The organism is Micromonospora sp. LOL_025, from assembly GCF_048060285.1.
Lineage (GTDB): Bacteria > Actinomycetota > Actinomycetes > Mycobacteriales > Micromonosporaceae > Micromonospora.
The window spans coordinates 41,888-61,311 of record NZ_JBHMIR010000022.1; the positions used below are offsets into that span (position 1 = coordinate 41,888).

Consider the following 19,424-nt stretch of genomic DNA (forward strand, 5'->3'; position numbering starts at 1 on the left):
TCGGAGCAGAACGGGCGGCCGGTCACCGGACAAGGACGTTCGACCGTGAAGCGTCCGTTCACCCGGCAACGGGTGTCGTCAGGCCTGTGTGGACGCGTCCGCCGCCGTGCGGCGGCTCGTCCGAGGTGTGCGGAATGCGACGGAGGTCGTGCCATGAAGGACGTTTCGCAAGCTGATCCGGTCACCCGGGACGCAGTCGGCGTCATCGACGCCGTCCTGGAGGGCGGTCCGGTCGATCTGCCGGCCGACCTGCGCAGCCGCCAGGTGGCGCGGGCGGAGGAGAAGATCAAGGTCCTGCACTACGGCGGGTACGAGCACTTCGAACGGGGCGCCACCCCGCCGGCGGTCGACCTTCCGGTGGTCTTCCGCTGGACCGGTCGGACCCGGATCGCCGAGTAGGGGAAGGGCGGCACCAGTCACATGAGGGCACAGAACCACCGGCCGGGTCCCCACCTGACGGTCAGCGACACGAACGAGGCCATCGCCTTCTACACGGATGTCTTCGACGCCGTCGCGATCGAGCGGGAGTGCCTGCTCGACGGGCGCGTACTGCACGCGGAACTGGCCGTCGGCGGCCACCGCCTGACCGTCAGCGAGTGGTACGAGGCGGGCACGCCGTCGACGGCCGAGACCCGCGACGACGTGTTGACCATCGAGCGGACCGACCCCGAGTCGGTGCTGCGGCGGGCGGTGGCCGCCGGTGCCCGCGTGGAGACCCCGGCGGATCCGTCACGCCAGGTGACGCTGCGCGATCCCGCCGGCCTGTGCTGGGCCGTCGTCGGCCCGCAGCGGGCGGCGTAGGCGAACGCCCGCAACGCCCACCGCGCCGCCGGGCCGACGGTCACTCCGCCGGCCCGGAGCGGTGGGCGTTGCGGGCGCGCAGGGCGAAGAAGAGCGCCGCGGCCCGGCGGACCTCACCCGGTCGCCGCGGATCCGTGGCGATCTCGTGCAGCAGGTCCCGGTCGGCCCGGTCCGCCGCCAGCGTCGTCAACAGCGAGAAGCACTCCCGGGCGGCGTCCCGGCCGCCGGGACCGTCCGCGCCGCCGGACCAGTGGGTGAGCAGCGCCGCCAGCACGTCCGCCCGGAACGACGGCGCGCCGGCGGCGGCCGTGCCCCGGCCGGCGAGCAGGTGACCGGCGGCGATCGCCCCGACCGGCTCGGTCAGCCGCGCGCGCAGGAAGACCGGCGTGACGGCGGCCCGACTGATCGCCTGCAACGCGACGAACCGCGCCGAGCCGGTGTTCATCAGCGTCACCCACTCGTCCGGCCGCCAGTCGCGGGCGAGCGGCCCGGCCGCCAGGTACTCCACCAGGCTGGGCCAGACCGACGCCAGGGCGTGGCGGTCGGCCCGGAAGAGGTCGGTGGCGAGCAGGATCTGCCGTACGTGCACGGGCCAGTCGGGCAGCACCGCCGCAGGGGGAGCCGGCGCGTGGGCCGTCGACCACTCCACGACCGCCGCCACCGGGTCGCGGCCGGCGACGGCGGCGGTCGCCGCCACCTCGACGAGGTCGGTGTGCCGGGTGTCCAGCCAGGCGGCGACCGCCGCGCCCTCGGGCGGGTTGCGCCGCAGCGCCGCGCAGGCGGCGTCGAGGCTGGTCCGGCCGCCGCGCAGCAGGGCGCGGACGAACTCGTCGAGCAGGGCGGCGGGGCCCGGCCGCGCGGCCGCCTCGGCCTGCCCGCCCTCCCAGACCAGCACCGCGACGGTGGCGGTGAGCGGATTGTGCAGCGGCTCGGTGATGCGCTGGGCGTGGGTCCAGTCCAGGAACCTGCGGGCCGTGGCGCCGTCGGGGAACCAGCGGGCCGCCAGCAGCGCCACGTCCGCGTCGGTGAAGTGCGCCAGGTGGTACGCCGGGTAGCCGTCGCCCAGCACGGCCAGCTCGTCCTCCGCCAGGTGCCGCGTGGTCACCAGGAGCCGCCAGGGCCTCGGTGGGCCGGACGGGCCGGGGGAGCGGGCCAGCTCCGCGAGGCGGTTGAGGACGACGGCCCGCTCGTCCGGGTCGGCGACGGCGTCGAGCGCGTCGACGCAGACCAGCCACCGCCGGCCGGGGGCGGGGGCCTGCTCGACGTCGAGCGGGACGCCCTCGCGCGGGTACGCCTCGGCGAGCGCCGCGGGCAGCGTCTGGTGCACCAGGGCGGCGGCCGGCAGGCTCACCAGCACCGGACCGGGTGGGGAACGCCGGCGTCGGCCGCGCCCGGCGAGCCACCGCCGCGCCGACCGGGCGCTCTCGTAGCGGACGAGCGCCGTCTTCCCGCTGCCCGGCTCCCCGATCAGCAGCACGTTGCCGGTGCCGGTGAGCAGGTCCGCCACGTCGACGCCGTCGCCGGACGGGGCGAGTCGCGGCACCGCCCGGCGGGGCACGTACACCTCGGACAGCGGTTTGACGTAGCCGCCGAAGCGGTGCGGGTGGACGATGCCCGCGTCCGCCTCGCCGCGCCAGACCGGGCGCAACGAGGTCCACCAGCCGCGCCGGCCCCGGGTGTGGCGGCGGACGGCGACGACCGCGGTGGCGAGCGCCAGGGTGCCGCTGACGACGCTGGCGACCTTGTCCGAGACGTCCAGGTCCATCGGCGGTCAGGACCGCCCGGCGGGCCGGTCCGCCGACAGGTGGTGGGCGCCGCATCCCTCGCAGTACGCGCCGCCCTGCTCCTCGCCGCAGTGCCGCCACGGCGCGGGCGGTCCGGCCGGCTTGTCCCGCTGCGCCGGCGGCTCCTGCGGTCCCCACCGGGACGTGTGGTGGGCCACGACCAGGGAGGACTGCGTGAGTCGGGCGTCGACGTCGGGCTTGAGGCGGACCCGGCCGCCGGCGGCGTCCAGGACGTCCACGACGCGGGCGAGAAGGGCGACGTCGTCGTCGCGGCCCGAGGCGTGGGCGAGCGCCACCGCGCGCCCGAGGTGCTCCTCCGCCTCGGCGACCCGGCCCGCCCGGGCGGCCGCCAGCCCTCGCTGGACCGCCGCCGCGTAGTCCTGCTGGCGGGTGTAGTACGCGACGCTCTCGTTGATCTCGGAGTAGCGCAGGGCGTCCTCGGTCCACTCCACGTCGAGCGGCGCCTCCACCGGCGTGGTGTCCGTCCCCGCGTGGACGCTCAACCAGCCGATGCGCCGCCGGGCCCCGGGCACCATCGCGTCGACCTCCAGGGCGACGTGGTAGTCCCGCTGGTCGTGCGGGCTCCACGCGCCGACCGGGTAGTCGGTGCCCAGCTCGCCGGCCGGCTCGCCGCGCCCGCTCAGGTCGGCGAGCGCCGGGTGCACCTGCTTGACGAAGCGGACCCGGGCCAGCCCGGTCGTGCGCACCCGGAGCCGGACGTCGGGGACCCGCCGGGACATCGCGCGGGTCAGCACCGCCCGGAAGTCGTCGGCGAGCCCGGTGAGGTCCTCGACCGGCACGACGGGGTTGGCGCCCAACGCCTCCGCGATGCCGAGCAGCTCCGCCGCGTCCCAGTCGTGCACGCCGTCGGCGGAGCCGATGGCGCGGCAGTCGACGGTGAACCGGCCCACGCAGTCGTCCACCGCCGCCCGCAGGTCGGCGGGGCGCTGGGACTCGTTGCGCCCGTCGGTGAGCAGGATGACGTGCCCGATCGCGTCCGGCCGCGTGGCCAGCAGGTGGCGGGCCAGCAGCAGCCACGTGCCGATGGCGGTGCCGCCGTGCGGCGCCACGTGCCGCAGCGCGTTGCGGGCGGCGGCCCGGGTGGTCTCGTCGGCGACCGCCAGCCGCCGGTCGCCCGGGTAGACCATGGTGGCGTGGGCGGTGCCGGACACCACCGCGAACGCGACCCCGTCGGGCAGGGCGTCGATGGCCGCGGCGGTGGCCTGCCGGGCGGCGCGCATCTTGGCCTGGGGCGCGCCCATCGAGCCCGAGGAGTCGAGCAGGATCACCTCCGCGAGGTCGTCGCGCCGGACGTCCGCGTGGACGGGTTCCTCGCCCCGGACGGTGGCGACCACGTCGAGGACCGCCCCGTCGGCGGAGACGCACTCGGTGTGGTGCACGCGCAGCCGCAGCGGCAGATCGTTGGCGGGGGACACGGGTGACCTCTTTCCGTCGGGGCCGGCGGCCGGGATCACCACCACGTCACCGGCCGGTACGCGTTGGCCAGCTCGACGAGCGCGATCCGCTCGCGCCGGTCGGCGGTGCGCCGGGCGCGGGAGCGGCAGCGGCGCTCGAAGGCGCGGCGGAGGGCGGTCTCGTCGAGCCGGTGCCCGAACAGCCGCCGGCCGCCGTGGCGCCCCTCGGTCAGGTCGCAGTCCAGCGCGATCCGCAGGATGTGCGCCTCCACCTCCTCGCGTTCGCCGAACGGGGGCAGCTTGTCGACGATCGCGGCGGCGTCGAGCGCCGTGTCGAGCCGGTGCCCGTCGTCCGGCGCGTCGAGCAGGATCCGCACCGCGCAGGTCACCGCCGCCGTCGAGGCGCGGGAGGACTCCGGCACCCGCAGCAGGGCGTCCGCCGCGCTGCGCGCGTCCGCCGTCTCCAGCAGGCAGCGGGCCAGCCCGAACGCCGCGCCCACCACGCCCGGGTCGGCGTCCCACACCCCCCGGTAGTGGTCGGCCGCCGTGCGCGGGTCACCGTCGAGTTCGCAGGCCACCGCGTACGCGAGCCGCGTGGACACCTCGCCGGGCAGCCAGCCGTAGACCTGCCCGAACCAGCGTCGGGCGGTGGCGGCGTCCCGCCCCACCAGGGCCACCAGGCCGCGGTGCCACCACAGTGCCCAGTCCCGCAACTCCTCGGGGAAGTCGGCGAGCAACGGGCCGGCCTCGTCCACCCGCCCGGTGGCGAGGTGGGCGCGAACGGCGCGGTAGGTCACCTGGGCGGTTTGTTCCGGGGCGGTCCGCAACAGCTCGATGAGCTCGGCCGGGTCGGCGGAGCCGAGCGAGGCGAGGAACCCGGCGGCCGGGTCGGCGCCGTCGACCAGGGGTACGGGCAGGCCGAGCATGATCTCCACGACGTCCAGGGCGTCGCGGTCGGTGTGCAGGGCGAAGGCGCACGCGGACGGGCTGAACAGGGTGGACCGGGTCGGCCGGGGCACGCCGTCGGTCGCCGAGCTGACCTGCCGTCGTACCCCCCGGACCTGTTCGCGCATCTCGGCGGCCGAGGCGAAGCGGTCCTCCGGTTCGGCGGCGGTGGCGCGGGCGAGCAGCCGCAGGAACGGGTCGAGCCGCGCGGGCACAGGGAGCCGCAGCACGTCCTGTCCCGGCGGGATCCGGGTCACCTCGGTGGAGCGGGGCACCAGGGTCAGCGCGGCCAGCGTCCGGCCGACGGTGTAGAGGTCCGACCGCACGCTCGGACCGGCGGGCCCCAGCCGCTCCACCTCCGGTGCGGTGTACCCCGCGGTGCCCCACGCCGGGCTCACCGTGTTGTCGATCCGGCGGGCCGCGCCGAAGTCGACCAGCTTGATCGGGTCGTTGGTGCCCTGGCCGCCGACCCGCATCACGTTCTCGGGCTTCAGGTCGCAGTACAGCCAGCCCTGGTCGTGCAGGTACTCGAAGGCGTCGAGGATCTGCACGGCGTAGCCCAGGGCCTGCGCCACGTCCACGGCGCAGGACCCGCCGCCCGGGGCGGCCGCGCTGCGGGCCTCCTCCAGGGTGCCGCCGTTGACGTACTCCATCACCAGGTAGCCGGCGTCCCGGTCGGACTCGGGCCGCAGCGCGTGGGTGATGGTGACGATCCTCGGGTGGTTCAGCGCGATCAGCGCCTGCCGTTCGGCGACGAACGCCGCGATGGCCTCCCGGTCCTCCGGGTTGCGCTGCCCCTTCAGCACCCGCCAGGCGCCGTCCATGTCCTCGTCGCGGGCGAGGAACACCCAGCCGACCCCGCCGTTGCCCAGGCAACCCTCGATCCGGTAGCGCCCGGCGCGCAGGTCGCCGTCGGCCAGGGGCGGGGTGAAGGAGTACCGGGTGCCGCAGTCGGGGCAGAAGCCGGCCACCCGGGGCAGCCGGGGACCGCGGTGGCGGGGGCACCTCGTGTTGCCGCAGTAGCGGGAGTGCTCGGGCACGACCGGCTGCGACACCACCGCCGTCAGAGGGTCGTGGGGCCGTGCGGTCGGCAGCACAGTCGGTCGCTCCCACGGCCGGGACGTCGTCCGCAGGGGCCGTGGGTCGGCCTCCGCAAGCCGGACCGGCCCGCCGACGGCGCCGGGCTCGGCACCCGCGCCGGCCCCGACGCACTCGTGCCCCCACAGCCGGCAGAACCCGTCCTGGTCGACGGTGCCGGGGCAGTTGCGTTCCGCGCAGCCGCGGCTCGCCGTCATCGCGTACCCCCGTTCACGGCCCGCTGGTAGGCCCGTACCGCCCGGCTCGCGGCGGTCACGGCGAAGGCGTCGGGGCGCAGCGCGGCGAGTGCCTCCCGGTAGGCCCGTTCGACCTGCGGGTGCTCGGCCCGGCCCTCGTCGGCGGCCTTCTGCCGGTACGCCTCCAGCCGGCCGGTCAGCTCCGCGTGGCAGCTCCGGCGCAGCCGGCGCCTTGCGGTGTCGGTCCCCTCGACCGCGCGGTCGACGGCGGCCCGCAGGGACCCGTCGTCGCGTTCCGGCTGGACGTCCCCCCGCCACCACTGGCCACGGCCCGCCACCTCGGCGGCGGTCAGCCGGTCCAGCAGCCCGTCGACCGCGAGCGCCGCCAGGGGATCCGTCCCGTCGCCCAGCCCCTCGCCGGCGGCCTCCGTCGCGAGCTGCCGGAGCCGCTCGACCGAGGAGCGCAGCCGCTGCGCCCGGACCGCCAGCCGGTCCCGGCCGTACGCGTCGACGATCCGGCGGATCCGGGCCACGTGTTCGCGTGCCGCGACCAGGATCTCCTGGACACCCATCGCCTGCACCTGCACCGGTTCGCCGGTGGCCGCGGTGAACCGGACCTGGCACGGGTCGGCCAGCAGCCGGGCCAGGGCCTGCTCGCCCGCGTCCGTCGACCGGTCGATCCCGTCGAGGTCGTCGACCAGCCGGTCGAGGGCCAGCGACAGGCAGCCGAGCCGGTGCAGCAGCTCCCGGGCCTCCTGCGCGGGCGCGGCGGCCGGGCCGTCGGGCTGTCGGAAGGCGTCCGTGACCAGTTGCTGCACGTCGAGCAGGTGCTCGCAGACCCAGGCGTGTGCGGCCAGGGTGGCGTCGAGACTCTCCCGCACGGCCATTCGCCCACCGCCCATCAGTCGGCCGGCCGGGGGGTGGCCGGCGCGGGGTCGGGGGGCGGCCACACGGTGGTGACCGGCCCCGGCGACGGCATCCCCCGGTCGCGGTGGCCGGCGAGCCACCGGTCGTGGGCCTGCTGCCACACCACCGCCGTACGCGGCTGCGCCAACACGTGGTTGACGAACGCGACCAGGTCCCGGCCGTCGGTCAGGCGGAACGCGAAGGCGTGCGGCTCGTCGGTGAACCACGTGCAGTTCTCGTCGCGGTGGTATGCGCAGGACCGCCGCTCCGGCCGGGGCGCCTCGGTCACCAGCGTCGTGTCCGGGGCCATCCGGGCGAAGCCCAGCAGGATGTTGTCGTCGGTGCTGACCCCGTCGACCTGGCCCTGTCGCAGCATGACCAGGCAGTCGACCGGGTGCGGAGCGTGCACCGGGACCGGACGCAGGCCTCCCGTGGTGCGGTAGCCGGCGATCATAACCAGCGAGGTGGTGTTCGTGGCGGCGCAGACCCGCCGGCCGCCGAGCTGCTCCATGCCCGCGAACTCGGGCGTGCCGTCGGCGCGCCTGCGGACCAGCACCGTCTGCCCGGAGTCGAGGTAGTCGTTGGAGAACAGCACCCGCCGGGCCCGCTCGCAGGACGCGGTCAGCGACGTGGCGACGACGTCGATCTCACCCTTGTCGAGCATGGTGAAGGCGCCCTGGCCGGGCGGCACCGCCTTGAAGGTGAGCCGGTTGCGCGGGTCGTCGGCCGGCCAGAGGGCGCGGGCCACCGCCAGCATCAGTTCGATGTTGAAACCCTCGAACCGCTGGGTGCTGGCGTCCCAGTGGCTCATCGTGGCGTCGGACGGATCCACGCCCGCGACCAGTTCGCCCCTGTCGAGGATGCGGCGCGGCGGCGTCGGGTCGGGCGCGAGGCTGCTGCGCACCGGGCAGACCCCGCCGGTCGCGTCGGTGGTCGGCGTCGTGGCCACCCCCGGTGGCCGCGCGGGGGGCGCGGGAGCGGGTGTCGCCGGCGCGGCGCACCCGGCCAGCGTCGCCAGGAGCGCGAGCGACGCGACCCGGCGTCGGGTCCGCGTCGGAGTCCGCCGGGACACGGTCACTGGTACTCCAGGTGGCGCTGGCGCAGCCCGGCCACCACACCGGCGGCGGCGAGCAGGGTGACCCAGGCGGCCGCGCCGCCCAGGTGGCGGCGCGCCTCGGGCAGGTCGGCGACCATCCGGGAGACCTCCTCGTTGCGGGTGGTCAGTTCGGTCAGCAGATGCCCCTCCGCGGCGACGAACGCCCGGCCCGCCGATCCCTCGGTGAGCACGGTGTCGACCGCGTCGCGGAACGCGTTGGGCGTCTTGATCTGCCGGGCCGGCCAGACGTCCTCCGTCAGGGCGGTGCAGTCGATCCGGTCCTTCGGCGGTTCCCGCCCGACGGCCGGCGCGAAGCAGAGGTCCCGGCCGTCGAAGTCCGCCTTGTGCCCGGCCGGGTCGACGCTCGCGCCGAGCCCCAGGTAGACGTCGGCCCGGCCGGCGAGCAGGGCGCCGAGCCGCTGCTGGGTGGCGCTCTGCGCGTCGATCGCCCGTTCCAGTTCCGGGAAGCCCCGGTCGGCGGCCGGCCAGTGCCACCACGAGGAGACCAGCATGGCCAGGACGGCGGTGGTGCCCACCGAGGCGAGCAGCAGGCCCGCGTTCAGCCGGCGCCGGGTCCGTCGGCGCAGCCACATCTGCACCACCACCAGGGCGGCGAGGGTGCCCAGCGGCACCAGCACGGACGCGGCCAGCCAGCGTCGGGCGTCGGCGCGGGCGTCGAGCAGCAGTCTCGTGTCGTAGTTCCACAGGCCCTGGGCCGCGGTGAGCAGCTCGGTGGACATGTAGTGCGACGCCTCCCGGGCGTAGGCCGAGGCGAGCACCGCGCGGGCCGCCGGACTGCCCGTCCCGGCCTGCTCCGCCGCCCCGGCCGGCGGGCAGGGTTGCCGGTTGCCCGTGGCCGCCGCGGAGAGCGGGCCGGCGACCCGCAGGGCGGCGCACACCACGTCGCGGTAGACCTTCAACCGGGCGGCGATGGTCGCCAGCCGGGTCAGGCGGTCCGGGTCGCCGACGGCGTTGCCCATCGAGTCGGTCAGCGTGCGCTCCACCTCGTGCACGGACGCGTCGTAGGCGGCCACCAGCGGGGCCCGCCGGTCCTCGGCGGGCGGCAGCAGGAAGACGGCGCTGGCGGCGACGTCCGCGTCGGCGAGGCCCTGGTAGATCTGCCGGGCGGTCGTGCTGGTGCCCACGGCGGTCGCCGCCGACCGCTCGCCCAGCGTGGTGGCCGACGCGCGGGACTGCACGGCGACGGCGGCGGTGACGGCCAGCGCGGCGACCAGTACGGCGCCGCTGAGCACGATCAGCGCCGGGGTCGTCCGGAGCGCGTCGCGGAGCCGGCCCGTGCCACCGGAGCGTGTCCGCCCGCTGGCCGGAGCCGGCCGGTCGACCCCGGCCTCGTCCCCCGTGTGCGACGCCATGCCCGTCCTCCCGCTCGCCGTGGGCCCTCCGGCGGCCTCCTGGCGGAAGGCGTCGCGGTACCGGAGCCGGCCCCGTCCGCCCCGCCGGGCGGTCACACCGGCGGCCTCCGGCGGAGGCCGGCAGCCGGGTGGGTGAGCGCGGGCGGGAGGACCAGGGTGGCATCGCGGGTGCGCGGGTGGCACGCGTATGTCCGGTATCTGACCTCAGCGTCACCGGTCGGCCACGGGCGGAGACAGCCGGTCCGGTCAGGACGGTGGGTCGTCGGCCCCGGTCCGGGGCGGGAAGGCCAGGGCGAGGGTGAGGTCGAGGACGGTCGCCGGGTCGGTCAGGCGCTCGCCGTACAGCTCGCGGAGCTTGCCCATCCGGTAGCGGACGGTCTGCGCGTGCACGAAGAGGTCGGCCGCCACGTCGTCGCGCCGGCCCTGGTGCAGCAGCCAGGAGCGCAGGGTCTCGGCGAGCCGGTCGGCGGTGCCGGGGGGCAGCGACGCGAGCGGCGCCAGGACCCGGGCGCGCAGGTCGGCGAGCCCTTCCGGGTCGGTGCTCAGCACCAGCTCGGCGAGGTGTTCCTCGGTGTCCAGCGCCGGCCCGTCGTCGGCCGGGCGCAGGCCGAGCGACAGGGCCCGGACCGCCCGCTGGTAGGACGAGGCGACCAGGGTCCAGGGCCGGGCGGGGCCGAGCACGGCCCGGCGGCCGTGCAGCACCCGGGCGAGCTGCCGCCGCCGGTCGCCGTGCGTGTCGGGCACCAGCAGCACCGCCAGGTCCTCGCCCGCCCCGCTCGCCGGAAGGTCGTCGCCGCTCTCCAACGTGTGCGGGTGCAGCCGCGCGAGCGCCGCGCGGAGGTTGGCCCGGGGCAGCAGGACGACGGTGAGGGTCTGCGGCGGCGGCCAGTCGGCCCGCTCGGCGCTGCGCAGCAGCGCCTCCTCGGGCTCCCCGGCGAGCAGCCGCTGGGTGAGCCGCTCCAGGTTGCGTCGCCGGGCCCGGCCGGCGCTGGCCAGCTCGTCGGCGTGGCCGGCCACGCTGGCGGCGGAGAGCTCGTCGATGTACGCGAACATCAGCTCGGCGAACTCGGCGACGGTGGCGGCCGACGACCCGCCCTGCACGGTGGTGGTGGACATCTCCCGCCAGGAGACCCGGGCGCCGACGCGGTACGCGGCGAGCAGGGCGTCCATGCTCCGGCCGGAGCGTGCCTCCCCGCTGCCGAGGGCGTACGCGGCCTCCAGCGCGCCGACGAGCGGAGTGCTCGGGTCGCCGCCCTGGGTGCGCCCGATGAGCTGGAGGAACGTGCCGAGCGCGATCTGCACCGCCGTCTCGATCTTCTCGCGCATCTGGCCGGTCAGGGCACCGGAGTAGCTCGGCACCTCGGCGGTGATGGCGGTCACCGTGCGCTCGGCGAGCAGGGGCAGCCGGTCGTGCAGGGCGCCGGCCACCCGGGCGTCCAACTCGAGGCGGGCCGCGCGCCGCGTGGCCTCGGAGCGTTCGGACACGTTTGTTCCCTCCGCACAAAAAGCCTCGTCCGGTTCACCTTCGCAGGTCAAGATTTTATGCCATTCTGCGGGCGACCATCGAATCATGACCACCACCGTCCCGAACCCCTCCGGGAAGGCGGCCCTGCGGGGCCGGATCCTTCGGCTGGCCGCGTCGGTCACCACCCCGCTGCTGCCCGACGACTACCTCGACATGGTCGCCCCGCTGCGCTCCGGCGCCGACCTGCGCGGCCGGATCCTCGCCGTACGCCCCGAGACCGCCGACGCGGCGACCCTGGTGATCCGGCCCGGCCGCGACTGGCGCGGGCACACCCCCGGGCAGTACGTCCGCCTCGGCGTCGACGTCGACGGCGTACGCCAGTGGCGGGCCTACTCGGTCACCTCGGTCCCCGCCCGCCGGGGCGCGCCGATCTCGGTCACCGTGAAGGCCATCCCCGACGGGGTCGTCAGCAACCATCTCGTCCGCCGGACCCGGCCCGGGACGCTGGTCCAGCTCGACCAGGCCGGGGGCGACTTCGTGCTGCCGGGCCGGCCGCCGGCCCGGGTGCTGTTCGTGACCGCGGGCAGCGGCGTCACCCCCGTGATGGGGATGCTGCGCGCCGGCGTGCCGGGCGACGCCGACGTCGTCGTGGTGCACTCGGCGCCGACCCCCGCCGACGTGATCTTCGGCGCCGAGCTGCGGGAGCTGGCCGCGCGGGGCGCGATCCGGCTGGTGGAGCGGCACACCGACACCGACGGGCTGCTCACCATGGCCGACCTCGACCGCCTCGTGCCCGACCACCTCGACCGGGAGACCTGGGCCTGCGGCCCGCTCGGCCTGCTCGACGCCCTGGAGGCGCACTGGACGGCCGGGGGGTGCGGCGACCGGCTGCACACCGAGCGGTTCCGGCCGACCGTCATCTCGCCCGGCGAGGGCGGCACCGTCACCTTCGTCCGCTCGGGCGTCACCGTCGACGCCGACGGCGCCACCCCGCTGCTCGACGCCGGCGAGAACGCCGGGGTGCTGATGCCCTCGGGCTGCCGAATGGGCATCTGCTTCGGCTGCGTCCTGCCGCTGCGCCAGGGCGCGGTTCGGGACCTGCGCAACGGGGAACTGACCACGGCGGTGCCTGGTGACGGCGTCCGCATCCAGACCTGTGTGTCGGCCGCCGCCGGCCCCTGCGACATCGACCACTGACCGGAGTAGCCGACGTGACCGTGATCCAGAACAAGCCCGACAACCCGATCGCCCACCTGAGCGCCGAGGACATCGAGACCATCGGCAGGGAACTCGACGCGATCCGCGCCCGGGTGGTCGCCGACCGGGGCGAGCGGGACGCCGCGTACATCCGCCGGGTCATCTCGACGCAGCGCAAGCTGGAACTGGGCAGCCGGGTCGTGCTGCTGTTCTCGCTCTTCCCGCCCGCCTGGATCGTGGGCACGGCCGGCCTGACGGTGGCGAAGATCCTGGAGAACATGGAGGTCGGGCACAACGTCCTGCACGGCCAGTGGGACTGGATGCGCGACCCGAAGATCCACTCCACCACCTGGGAGTGGGACCACGTCTCGCCTGCCGACCAGTGGAAGCACTCGCACAACGAGCTGCACCACACGTACACGAACGTCCTCGGCAAGGACAACGACCTCGGCTACGGCATCATGCGCGTGGACGAGGACCAGCGGTGGCACCCGTTCCACCTGGGGCAGCCGCTGTGGAACTTCATCAACGCCTGCTTCTTCGAGTACGGCATCGCCGCGTACGACCTGGAGCTGGGGCGCAACCTGCGCAAGGGCCGGCACAAGAAGCCGGAGTTCCGGGCCCGGGCCCGGGCGGTGGGTCGCAAGATCCGCCGGCAGGTGCTCAAGGACTACGTGGTGCACCCGCTGCTGTCGGGGCCCTCGTTCCTGCACACGCTGGCCGCGACCTTCACCGCCAACCTCCTGCGCAACCTGTGGAGCCACTCGGTGATCATGTGCGGGCACTTCCCGGAGGGCGTGGAGACCTTCTCCAGGCGCTCGATCGAGGGCGAGACCCGCGGCGAGTGGTACCTGCGGCAGATGCTCGGCTCGGCCAACATCAGCGGCAGCCGGCTGATGCACATCATGACCGGCAACCTGTCGTTCCAGATCGAGCACCACCTCTTCCCGGACCTGCCCAGCAACCGCTACCAGGAGATCGCCCCCGAGGTGCGGGCCCTGTTCGACCGGTACGGGCTGAGGTACACCACCGGCTCGCTGCCCCGGCAGGTCTTCTCCGCCTGGAAGAAGGTCGTCCGGCTGTCGCTGCCGAACCGGAAGGCGCCCCGCCGGGTCGACGACCGCCCCGCGCCGGCCCTCGCCGCGTCCGGGGTCTGACCCGCCCCCGGCGCCGCCGCCCGCCGCGAAACGCGCTGGGCGGCGGCGCCGGGTCCGCGTACAGTCGGGGCATGGAGATCAGGCACCTCTTCGCCGCCGCGGCCGCGCGAGCTTCGCGCTCGTCGGTCGCCGCCGCCTGACCTCACCGACACCCGCCGGCGACCGGAAACGGTCCGCCGGCTTCTTCGTGCCCGTCGGCCCGCCGGTCCCCGGCGACGGACCCTTTCCGGTCGTCCGACCCGGAAAGGCCACCGCCATGACGTACGACCAGATCAGCCGCACCTTCCTCGACTTCTTCCGCGAGCGCGGCCACGAACTCGTGCCCGACGGCTCCCTGATCCCGCCGCCGGGCGACCCGGTGCTCTTCACCACCTCCGGGATGCACCCCCTGACCCCCTACCTGGCGGGTCGGCCCCACCCGCTGGGCCGGCGGCTGGTGAACGTGCAGCGTTGCCTGCGCACCACCGACCTGGACGAGGTGGGCGACCCGACCCACCTGACCCTGTTCCGGATGCTGGGCTCCTGGTCGCTCGGCGACTACGACCTGCCGCGCAGCCTGCGGTGGGGCTACGAGCTGCTGCGCGACGGCTTCGGCGTGGCGCACGACCGGATGCACGTGACGGTCTTCGGCGGCGACGACCAGGTCGGCCCGGACGAGCCGTCGCTGCGCACGTGGGGGGAACTGGGCCTGCCCGTGGAGCTGACCGGGGAGGAGAACTGGTGGTCCAACGGCCCCACCGGGCCGTGTGGACCCGACACGGAGATCTTCCTCTGGACCGGCGACGGCCCGCCCCACGGCACGCCGGGCACCGACGACCGGTGGATGGAGGTCTGGAACCACGTGGGGATGCGCTACCACCGGCACCCCGACGGTCGGCTGTCGCCGCTGCGGCAGCCCAACGTGGACACCGGGATGGGCCTCGAACGGCTGGAGATGGTGCTGCGTGGGCACCGCTCGGTCCACGAGGGCGAGGGCCTCGTGCCGTGGGCGCGCGGCGTGTCCGACGTGTGGGGTCTGCGGGACGGGGCGCTGCGCGTGGTCGGCGACCACCTGCGCACGGGCGTGTTGGTGGTCGGCGACGGCGTACGGCCCTCGAACACCGGCCGCGGCTACGTGCTGCGCCGGCTGTTGCGCCGCGCGCTCACCACGCTGTGGCGCGACGACGCGTCCAGGACCCTGTCCGACCTGCCGACCGGGCCGGTGCGGCACACCCTCGACGGATTCCGGCAGCGCGTCACCGTCGACGAGGTGCGGGACGTGTTCTCCGGTGAGGAACGGCGGTTCCGGGAGCTGCTGCGGCGCGGGCGGCCGGTGGTCTCCCGGCGCCGGTCCCGGGGACCGCTGACCGAGGAGGACTACCGCGACCTGCACGACACCCACGGGCTGCCGCGCGACCTCGTCGACGGCCTGCTGGCCGAGGTGGCCTGACCGCGTCGCCCGTCGCGGCGCACCGGTGGCGGGCGGTGCGCGCCGTGCCGACGCCCGGCGGGTCGCCGCGGCCGTCCGGGACCGGCGACTCCGGTCCCGGACGGCAGCGGGCGATGACGGCTACCCGGCGTAGGTCTCGAACTCGGCGACCTTCGGCGCGCCGCCCGAGCTGGTGATCCTGAAGGTGATCTTGGCCAGGGACGTCGCGGGGAAGGTGATGGCGCCCGCCCCGCTGCCGGCGGCCAGGACGGCGCCGGTGCCGTGGTTGACGAGCTGCCAGGACCCGATGCTGCCCTGGGTGCCCGAGGGCTCGCGGATGACGACCCGGGACACCCTGGTGGCGGAACCCCACTTGATCGAGATGTCACCGGTCGCGCCCGACGGCGACCAGTAGCTGCCCAGGCTGCCGTCGCGCACGTTGCCGTAGCTCGTGCCGTCGGCCTTGCTGGAGCCGTCGGAGCCGGCCCCGATGCTGAGGTTGGTGCCCCCGGGCTGGGTCGGTCCCGGCGTCGGGCTGGTGGGTCCCGGCGTGGGGGTGGTCGGCCCCGGCGCGGGGGTGGTCGGCGTCGGTGCCGGGGTCTGCGGCGAGCAGCTGCCGTTCGACTCCCGCAGGCCCGTGTTGGCGCCCGCCGTCTGGCGCACCACGTCCGGCACGCAGGCGGCGCCGTCCAGGCTGTACGGGTAGGGGATGCTGACGCTGGTGTTGGACTGCGGGTTGGGCCCGGCGGGGTTGTTGTCGGTGCCGGGGCTGGACCAGGTCACGTTGTCGAAGACGTTGCCGGCCACCTGCCAGTAGCCGGCCTCGCTGGTGTAGAAGGTGCCCAGGACGTCCTTGGAGTTGCGGAAGTAGTTGTTCTCCACCTTGGCCCTGGCCCCGGCCCGCGAGTTGATGCCGGACTCGTGGAGGCTCACGTAGTGGTTGTTGTAGATGTGGGCGATGCCGCCGCGCAGCAGGGGCGTGCGGGAGTCGATGTTCTCGTACAGGTTGTGGTGGAACGTGACGAAGCCGTTCGAGCGGTCGCTCTCGCTGGAGCCGATGAGGCCGCCGCGGCCGGAGTTGCGCAGGATGCTGTACGACAGGGTGACGTACTGGGTGTTGTCCTTCATGTCGAAGAGGCCGTCGAAGCCCTCCGACTCCCCGCCCGAGGCCTCCAGGGTGGCGTGGTCCACCCAGACGTTGCGGACGCCGCTCTCCATGCCGATGGCGTCACCGCCGTTGGACGTGGGCGAGCCGGACTTCTTGACGTTCCGGACGGTCACGTTCCGGATGATGATGTTGCGGGACTCGCGGATGTGGATGCCCAGCTGGTCGAAGACGGCTCCGGTGCCGACCCCGATGATCGTGACGTTGCTGATCTGCTTGAGCTCGATCACGCCGTCGGCGGTGCTGCAGCTGGCGCCCGACACCTTGGTGGTGTTGCCGTGGTTGATGGTCCCCTGGACCTCGATGATGATCGGGGTGCTGCTGCTGGCCCGGGTGCACAGGGCCGTGTGGATCCCGGTGCCCGTGCTGACCCGTACCGTCTGCCCGCCCGCGCCGCCGGTGGTCCCGCCGTTCTGGGTCGCGTAGCCGGTCGCGGCGCCGGCGGCCGCCGACGCCTCCTGCGTCGGCAGGACCGCCAGACCGATCGCGGCCCCGACGGCTGTCGTGGCCAGTGCCACCTGGAGTCGCAGTGCGACTGGTCGTCTCATCTTCGCCTCACCTTCGTGTGAAATGTCGGGTGTTGCTGCCACGAGCCGTGTCCTGCCGGCGGGGCCGTCGTGGCTGCCGACGTGTGGCCGGTCGCCGGACGGGTCGCTCGTCGACCCGGCTGTGGGGGTGCTCTTCTCGATGTGGATCGGGTCGGCGGTTCCGCTCCGGCCTCGACCAGTCGAGGCCGTCAGCGTCGACCGCGAGGCCGCCCTGACCGTGCTTCCGCCCGTTCCGCCTGTGGTGGTGCCGTCGCCCGTGCCCCGGAAAGCGCTTTCCAGCGAGGATAGGGACCTGTCTATCGCTATGGCAAGAACCTGTCCGGATTGCGGTGTGATGCCCCGCTCCGCCCGCTGCGGCGGCCGGCGGCGGTCCCCGCGCCCCGCTGATGGCCCATCGGCGTCGGGTGGTGCGGCGGCCGGCCGGATCAGTCAGGATGACCTGCGCGAGGGCATGCCGGGCCGCGCCGCGGCCGACGGCCCGCCCGTCGACGGAAGGAGACCCGTGTCGTCCACCCTGCTCTCCCGTCGTGACCTGCGCTTCCTGCTGCACGACTGGCTGGACGTGACCCGGCTGACCGAGCGGCACCGCTATGCCGAGCACTCCCGGGAGACCTTCGACGCCGTACTGGAACTCGCCGAGCGGGTCGCCGCCGAGCGGTTCGCCCCGCACAACCGGGCCGCCGACCTCGCGGAGCCCACCTTCGACGGCCGCCGGGTGCACACCATCCCGCAGGTCAAGCAGGCTCTCGACGTCTTCGCCGAGACCGGGCTGCTGGGCGCCGGCATGGACGCGTCGGTCGGCGGCATGCAGCTTCCGCACGTCGTACGCGCCGCCTGCTTCGCCTGGCTCCAGGCCGCCAACGTCGGGACCTCGGCGTACCCGCTGCTGACCCTCGGCAACGCCAACCTGCTGCTGGCGCACGGCAGCCCCGAGCAGATCGACACCTGGGTCCGGCCGATGGTGCAGGGGCGCTTCTTCGGCACGATGTGCCTGTCCGAGCCGCAGGCCGGCAGCTCGCTGGCCGACATCACCACCCGCGCCGAGCCGCAGGACGACGGGACGTACCGGCTGCACGGCACCAAGATGTGGATCTCCGGCGGCGACCACGAGCTGTCGGAGAACATCGTCCACCTGGTGCTCGCCCGGATCCCCGGCGGCCCGCCCGGGGTGAAGGGGATCTCGCTGTTCATCGTCCCGAAGGTGCTGCTGCGCGACGACGGCGCGCTCGGCGCCCGCAACGACGTCGTGCTGGTCGGCCTCAACCACAAGATGGGCTACCGGGGCACCACCAACACGCTGCTCAACTTCGGCGAGGGCGTGCACCGGCCCGGCGGGCGCCCCGGCGCGGTCGGCTACCTGGTCGGCGAGCCGCACCAGGGACTGGCGCAGATGTTCCACATGATGAACGAGGCGCGCATCGGGGTGGGGGCCGGCGCCACCGCCCTCGGCTACACCGGCTACCTCAAGTCCCTCGCGTACGCCCGGCAGCGGCCGCAGGGCCGCCCGCTGGCCGACAAGGACCCGGCCACACCGCAGGTGCCCATCGTCGCCCACCCGGACGTGCGACGGATGCTGCTGGCGCAGAAGAGCTACGTGGAGGGCGCCCTGGCGCTCGTCCTCTACTGCGGTCGGCTGCTCGACGAGGAGCAGACCGCGCCGGAGGCGGCGGACCGGGAGCGGGCGCGGCTGCTGTTGGACGTGCTCACCCCGATCGCGAAGAGCTGGCCGTCGCAGTGGTGCCTGGCCGCCAACGACCTGGCCATCCAGGTGCACGGCGGCTCCGGCTACACCCGCGACTACGACGTCGAGCAGCACTGGCGGGACAACCGGCTCAACCCGATCCACGAGGGCACCCACGGCATCCAGGCGCTGGACCTGCTGGGGCGCAAGGTCACCATGCGCGACGGGGCCGGGCTGGCGCTGCTGGTGGAGACGGTCCGGGCCACGACCACCCGCGCGTGGAAGGCCGGGGGCGAGACCGCCGAGTTGGCCGCCTCGCTCGGCGCCGCCCTCGACCGGGTCGCCCTGGTCACCCGGCGGCTGTGGAGCACCGGCGACCCGGAGGTGGCGCTGGCCAACGCCAGCGTCTACCTGGAAGCGGTCGGCCACGTGGTGATCGCGTGGATGTGGCTGGAGCAGCTTCTCGTCGTCGAGGCGGCCGGCGGCCCCGGCGACGGCCCGGACGCCGACCTGCACGCCGGCAAGCGCCAGGCCGCCCGGTACTTCTTCCGACACGAGCTGCCCCGCACCGGCCCGCAGTTCGACCTGCTGGACAGCCTCGACCGGACCACGCTGGAGATGCGCGACGACTGGTTCTGACCGCAACCCGCCGGGACCGCCGCCGCGCCGCGATCGCCGCCCGCCGCGACCGGCCGCAACCCGCCTGGACCGACCGCCGCCCGTCGGGACCGCCGTGCGCGGCCCGCCTATCCTTGCCAGCCATGAACCCCGGTGACGTGACCGCCCCACCGCCCGCCGACGGCGCCGAGGAACGGCTGGAGATCCTGCGGCGCTGGTGGCGGCTGCCGGCTCCCGCGCGACGCGAGGTCCGGCTGCTCAGCCGCTCCGGACGGCACCACCCGGACCGCGAGGTCGCCTGGGCGGCCTGGCGGTGGGCGCAGGTCGTGCTGCCGCCGGGAGCGCCGGAACCGGGCCGCGCCCGCAACATGCTCAGCGCGGCCGGCTTCTGGGTGCTGATCCTGCTGGACCTGGCCACCGGCGTCGATCCGACGGACCCGCCCGAGCCACGGTGGCTCGACCGCCGCCGGGCCCGGCGCATCCTGCGGGCCCACCCGTCGCCTGACCGGGCGGCGGCCGGGGCAACCGCGACGATGCCCGACGGGGGTGCCGGCCGCAGCTCACCCCGACGCGGCGGCTCACCCGGCCGGT

General features: G+C 75.0%; 14 protein-coding genes. 6 read left to right on the forward strand and 8 right to left on the reverse strand.

Going from position 1 to position 19,424, the window contains the following annotated elements:
- The first annotated feature begins 153 nt into the window (after positions 1-153).
- Together ACFHW0_RS23270 and ACFHW0_RS23275 are read left to right on the forward strand one after the other, a co-directional pair.
- Positions 154-399 carry a DUF5988 family protein gene (locus tag ACFHW0_RS23270; RefSeq protein ID WP_121397819.1) on the forward strand — a complete coding sequence of 82 codons (246 nt, stop codon included), beginning with the start codon at positions 154-156 and terminating at the stop codon, positions 397-399.
- A gap of 21 nt (positions 400-420) precedes the next feature.
- Positions 421-801 (forward strand): VOC family protein, encoded by a 381-nt coding sequence (locus tag ACFHW0_RS23275; RefSeq protein ID WP_416610773.1) that lies wholly within the window; start codon positions 421-423, stop codon positions 799-801.
- Positions 802-841: 40 nt separating this feature from the next.
- Here ACFHW0_RS23275 and ACFHW0_RS23280 read toward each other — a convergent pair whose 3' ends face one another.
- The 7 genes from ACFHW0_RS23280 to ACFHW0_RS23310 form a co-directional block, all read right to left on the reverse strand.
- Complete coding sequence (locus tag ACFHW0_RS23280) at positions 842-2,566, reverse strand: hypothetical protein (RefSeq protein WP_416610775.1); 1,725 nt, start codon at positions 2,564-2,566, stop codon at positions 842-844.
- Between the two features lie 6 nt (positions 2,567-2,572).
- Entirely contained in the window at positions 2,573-4,021 is a 1,449-nt protein-coding gene (locus tag ACFHW0_RS23285; protein WP_416610777.1) for a VWA domain-containing protein, read from the reverse strand.
- 35 nt (positions 4,022-4,056) lie between these two features.
- Positions 4,057-6,240 (reverse strand): tetratricopeptide repeat protein, encoded by a 2,184-nt coding sequence (locus ACFHW0_RS23290; RefSeq protein WP_416610779.1) that lies wholly within the window; start codon positions 6,238-6,240, stop codon positions 4,057-4,059.
- A complete protein-coding gene (locus tag ACFHW0_RS23295; protein ID WP_416610781.1) occupies positions 6,237-7,106 on the reverse strand; it encodes a hypothetical protein in 870 nt (289 codons plus the stop codon). Before ACFHW0_RS23295 ends, ACFHW0_RS23290 begins: the two co-directional genes overlap by 4 nt.
- Before the next feature lie 14 nt (positions 7,107-7,120).
- Positions 7,121-8,074, reverse strand: coding sequence for a transporter substrate-binding domain-containing protein (locus ACFHW0_RS23300; RefSeq protein WP_416610783.1), 954 nt, complete (start codon positions 8,072-8,074; stop codon positions 7,121-7,123).
- A 125-nt stretch (positions 8,075-8,199) separates the two neighbouring features.
- On the reverse strand, positions 8,200-9,594 hold the full coding sequence (locus ACFHW0_RS23305; protein WP_416610785.1) for a hypothetical protein: 1,395 nt from the start codon (positions 9,592-9,594) through the stop codon (positions 8,200-8,202).
- Positions 9,595-9,840: 246 nt separating this feature from the next.
- Positions 9,841-11,079 (reverse strand): PucR family transcriptional regulator, encoded by a 1,239-nt coding sequence (locus ACFHW0_RS23310; RefSeq protein WP_416610787.1) that lies wholly within the window; start codon positions 11,077-11,079, stop codon positions 9,841-9,843.
- A gap of 85 nt (positions 11,080-11,164) precedes the next feature.
- Between ACFHW0_RS23310 and ACFHW0_RS23315 the strand changes: the two genes are divergently transcribed.
- The 3 genes from ACFHW0_RS23315 (at position 11,165) to ACFHW0_RS23325 (ending at position 14,842) form a co-directional block, all read left to right on the forward strand.
- Complete coding sequence (locus ACFHW0_RS23315; protein WP_416610789.1) at positions 11,165-12,256, forward strand: ferredoxin reductase; 1,092 nt, start codon at positions 11,165-11,167, stop codon at positions 12,254-12,256.
- A 14-nt stretch (positions 12,257-12,270) separates the two neighbouring features.
- Positions 12,271-13,413: a fatty acid desaturase family protein gene (locus tag ACFHW0_RS23320; protein WP_366642611.1), complete on the forward strand. Its 1,143-nt coding sequence runs from the start codon at positions 12,271-12,273 to the stop codon at positions 13,411-13,413.
- Positions 13,414-13,669: 256 nt separating this feature from the next.
- Entirely contained in the window at positions 13,670-14,842 is a 1,173-nt protein-coding gene (locus ACFHW0_RS23325) for an alanine--tRNA ligase-related protein (protein WP_416610792.1), read from the forward strand.
- Between the two features lie 120 nt (positions 14,843-14,962).
- Here the strand turns inward: ACFHW0_RS23325 and ACFHW0_RS23330 are convergent, their stop codons facing one another.
- A complete protein-coding gene (locus ACFHW0_RS23330) occupies positions 14,963-16,534 on the reverse strand; it encodes a pectate lyase family protein (protein WP_416610794.1) in 1,572 nt (523 codons plus the stop codon).
- A 451-nt stretch (positions 16,535-16,985) separates the two neighbouring features.
- Between ACFHW0_RS23330 and ACFHW0_RS23335 the strand changes: the two genes are divergently transcribed.
- Entirely contained in the window at positions 16,986-18,854 is a 1,869-nt protein-coding gene (locus ACFHW0_RS23335) for an acyl-CoA dehydrogenase (RefSeq protein ID WP_416610796.1), read from the forward strand.
- Positions 18,855-19,424 lie beyond the last annotated feature (570 nt).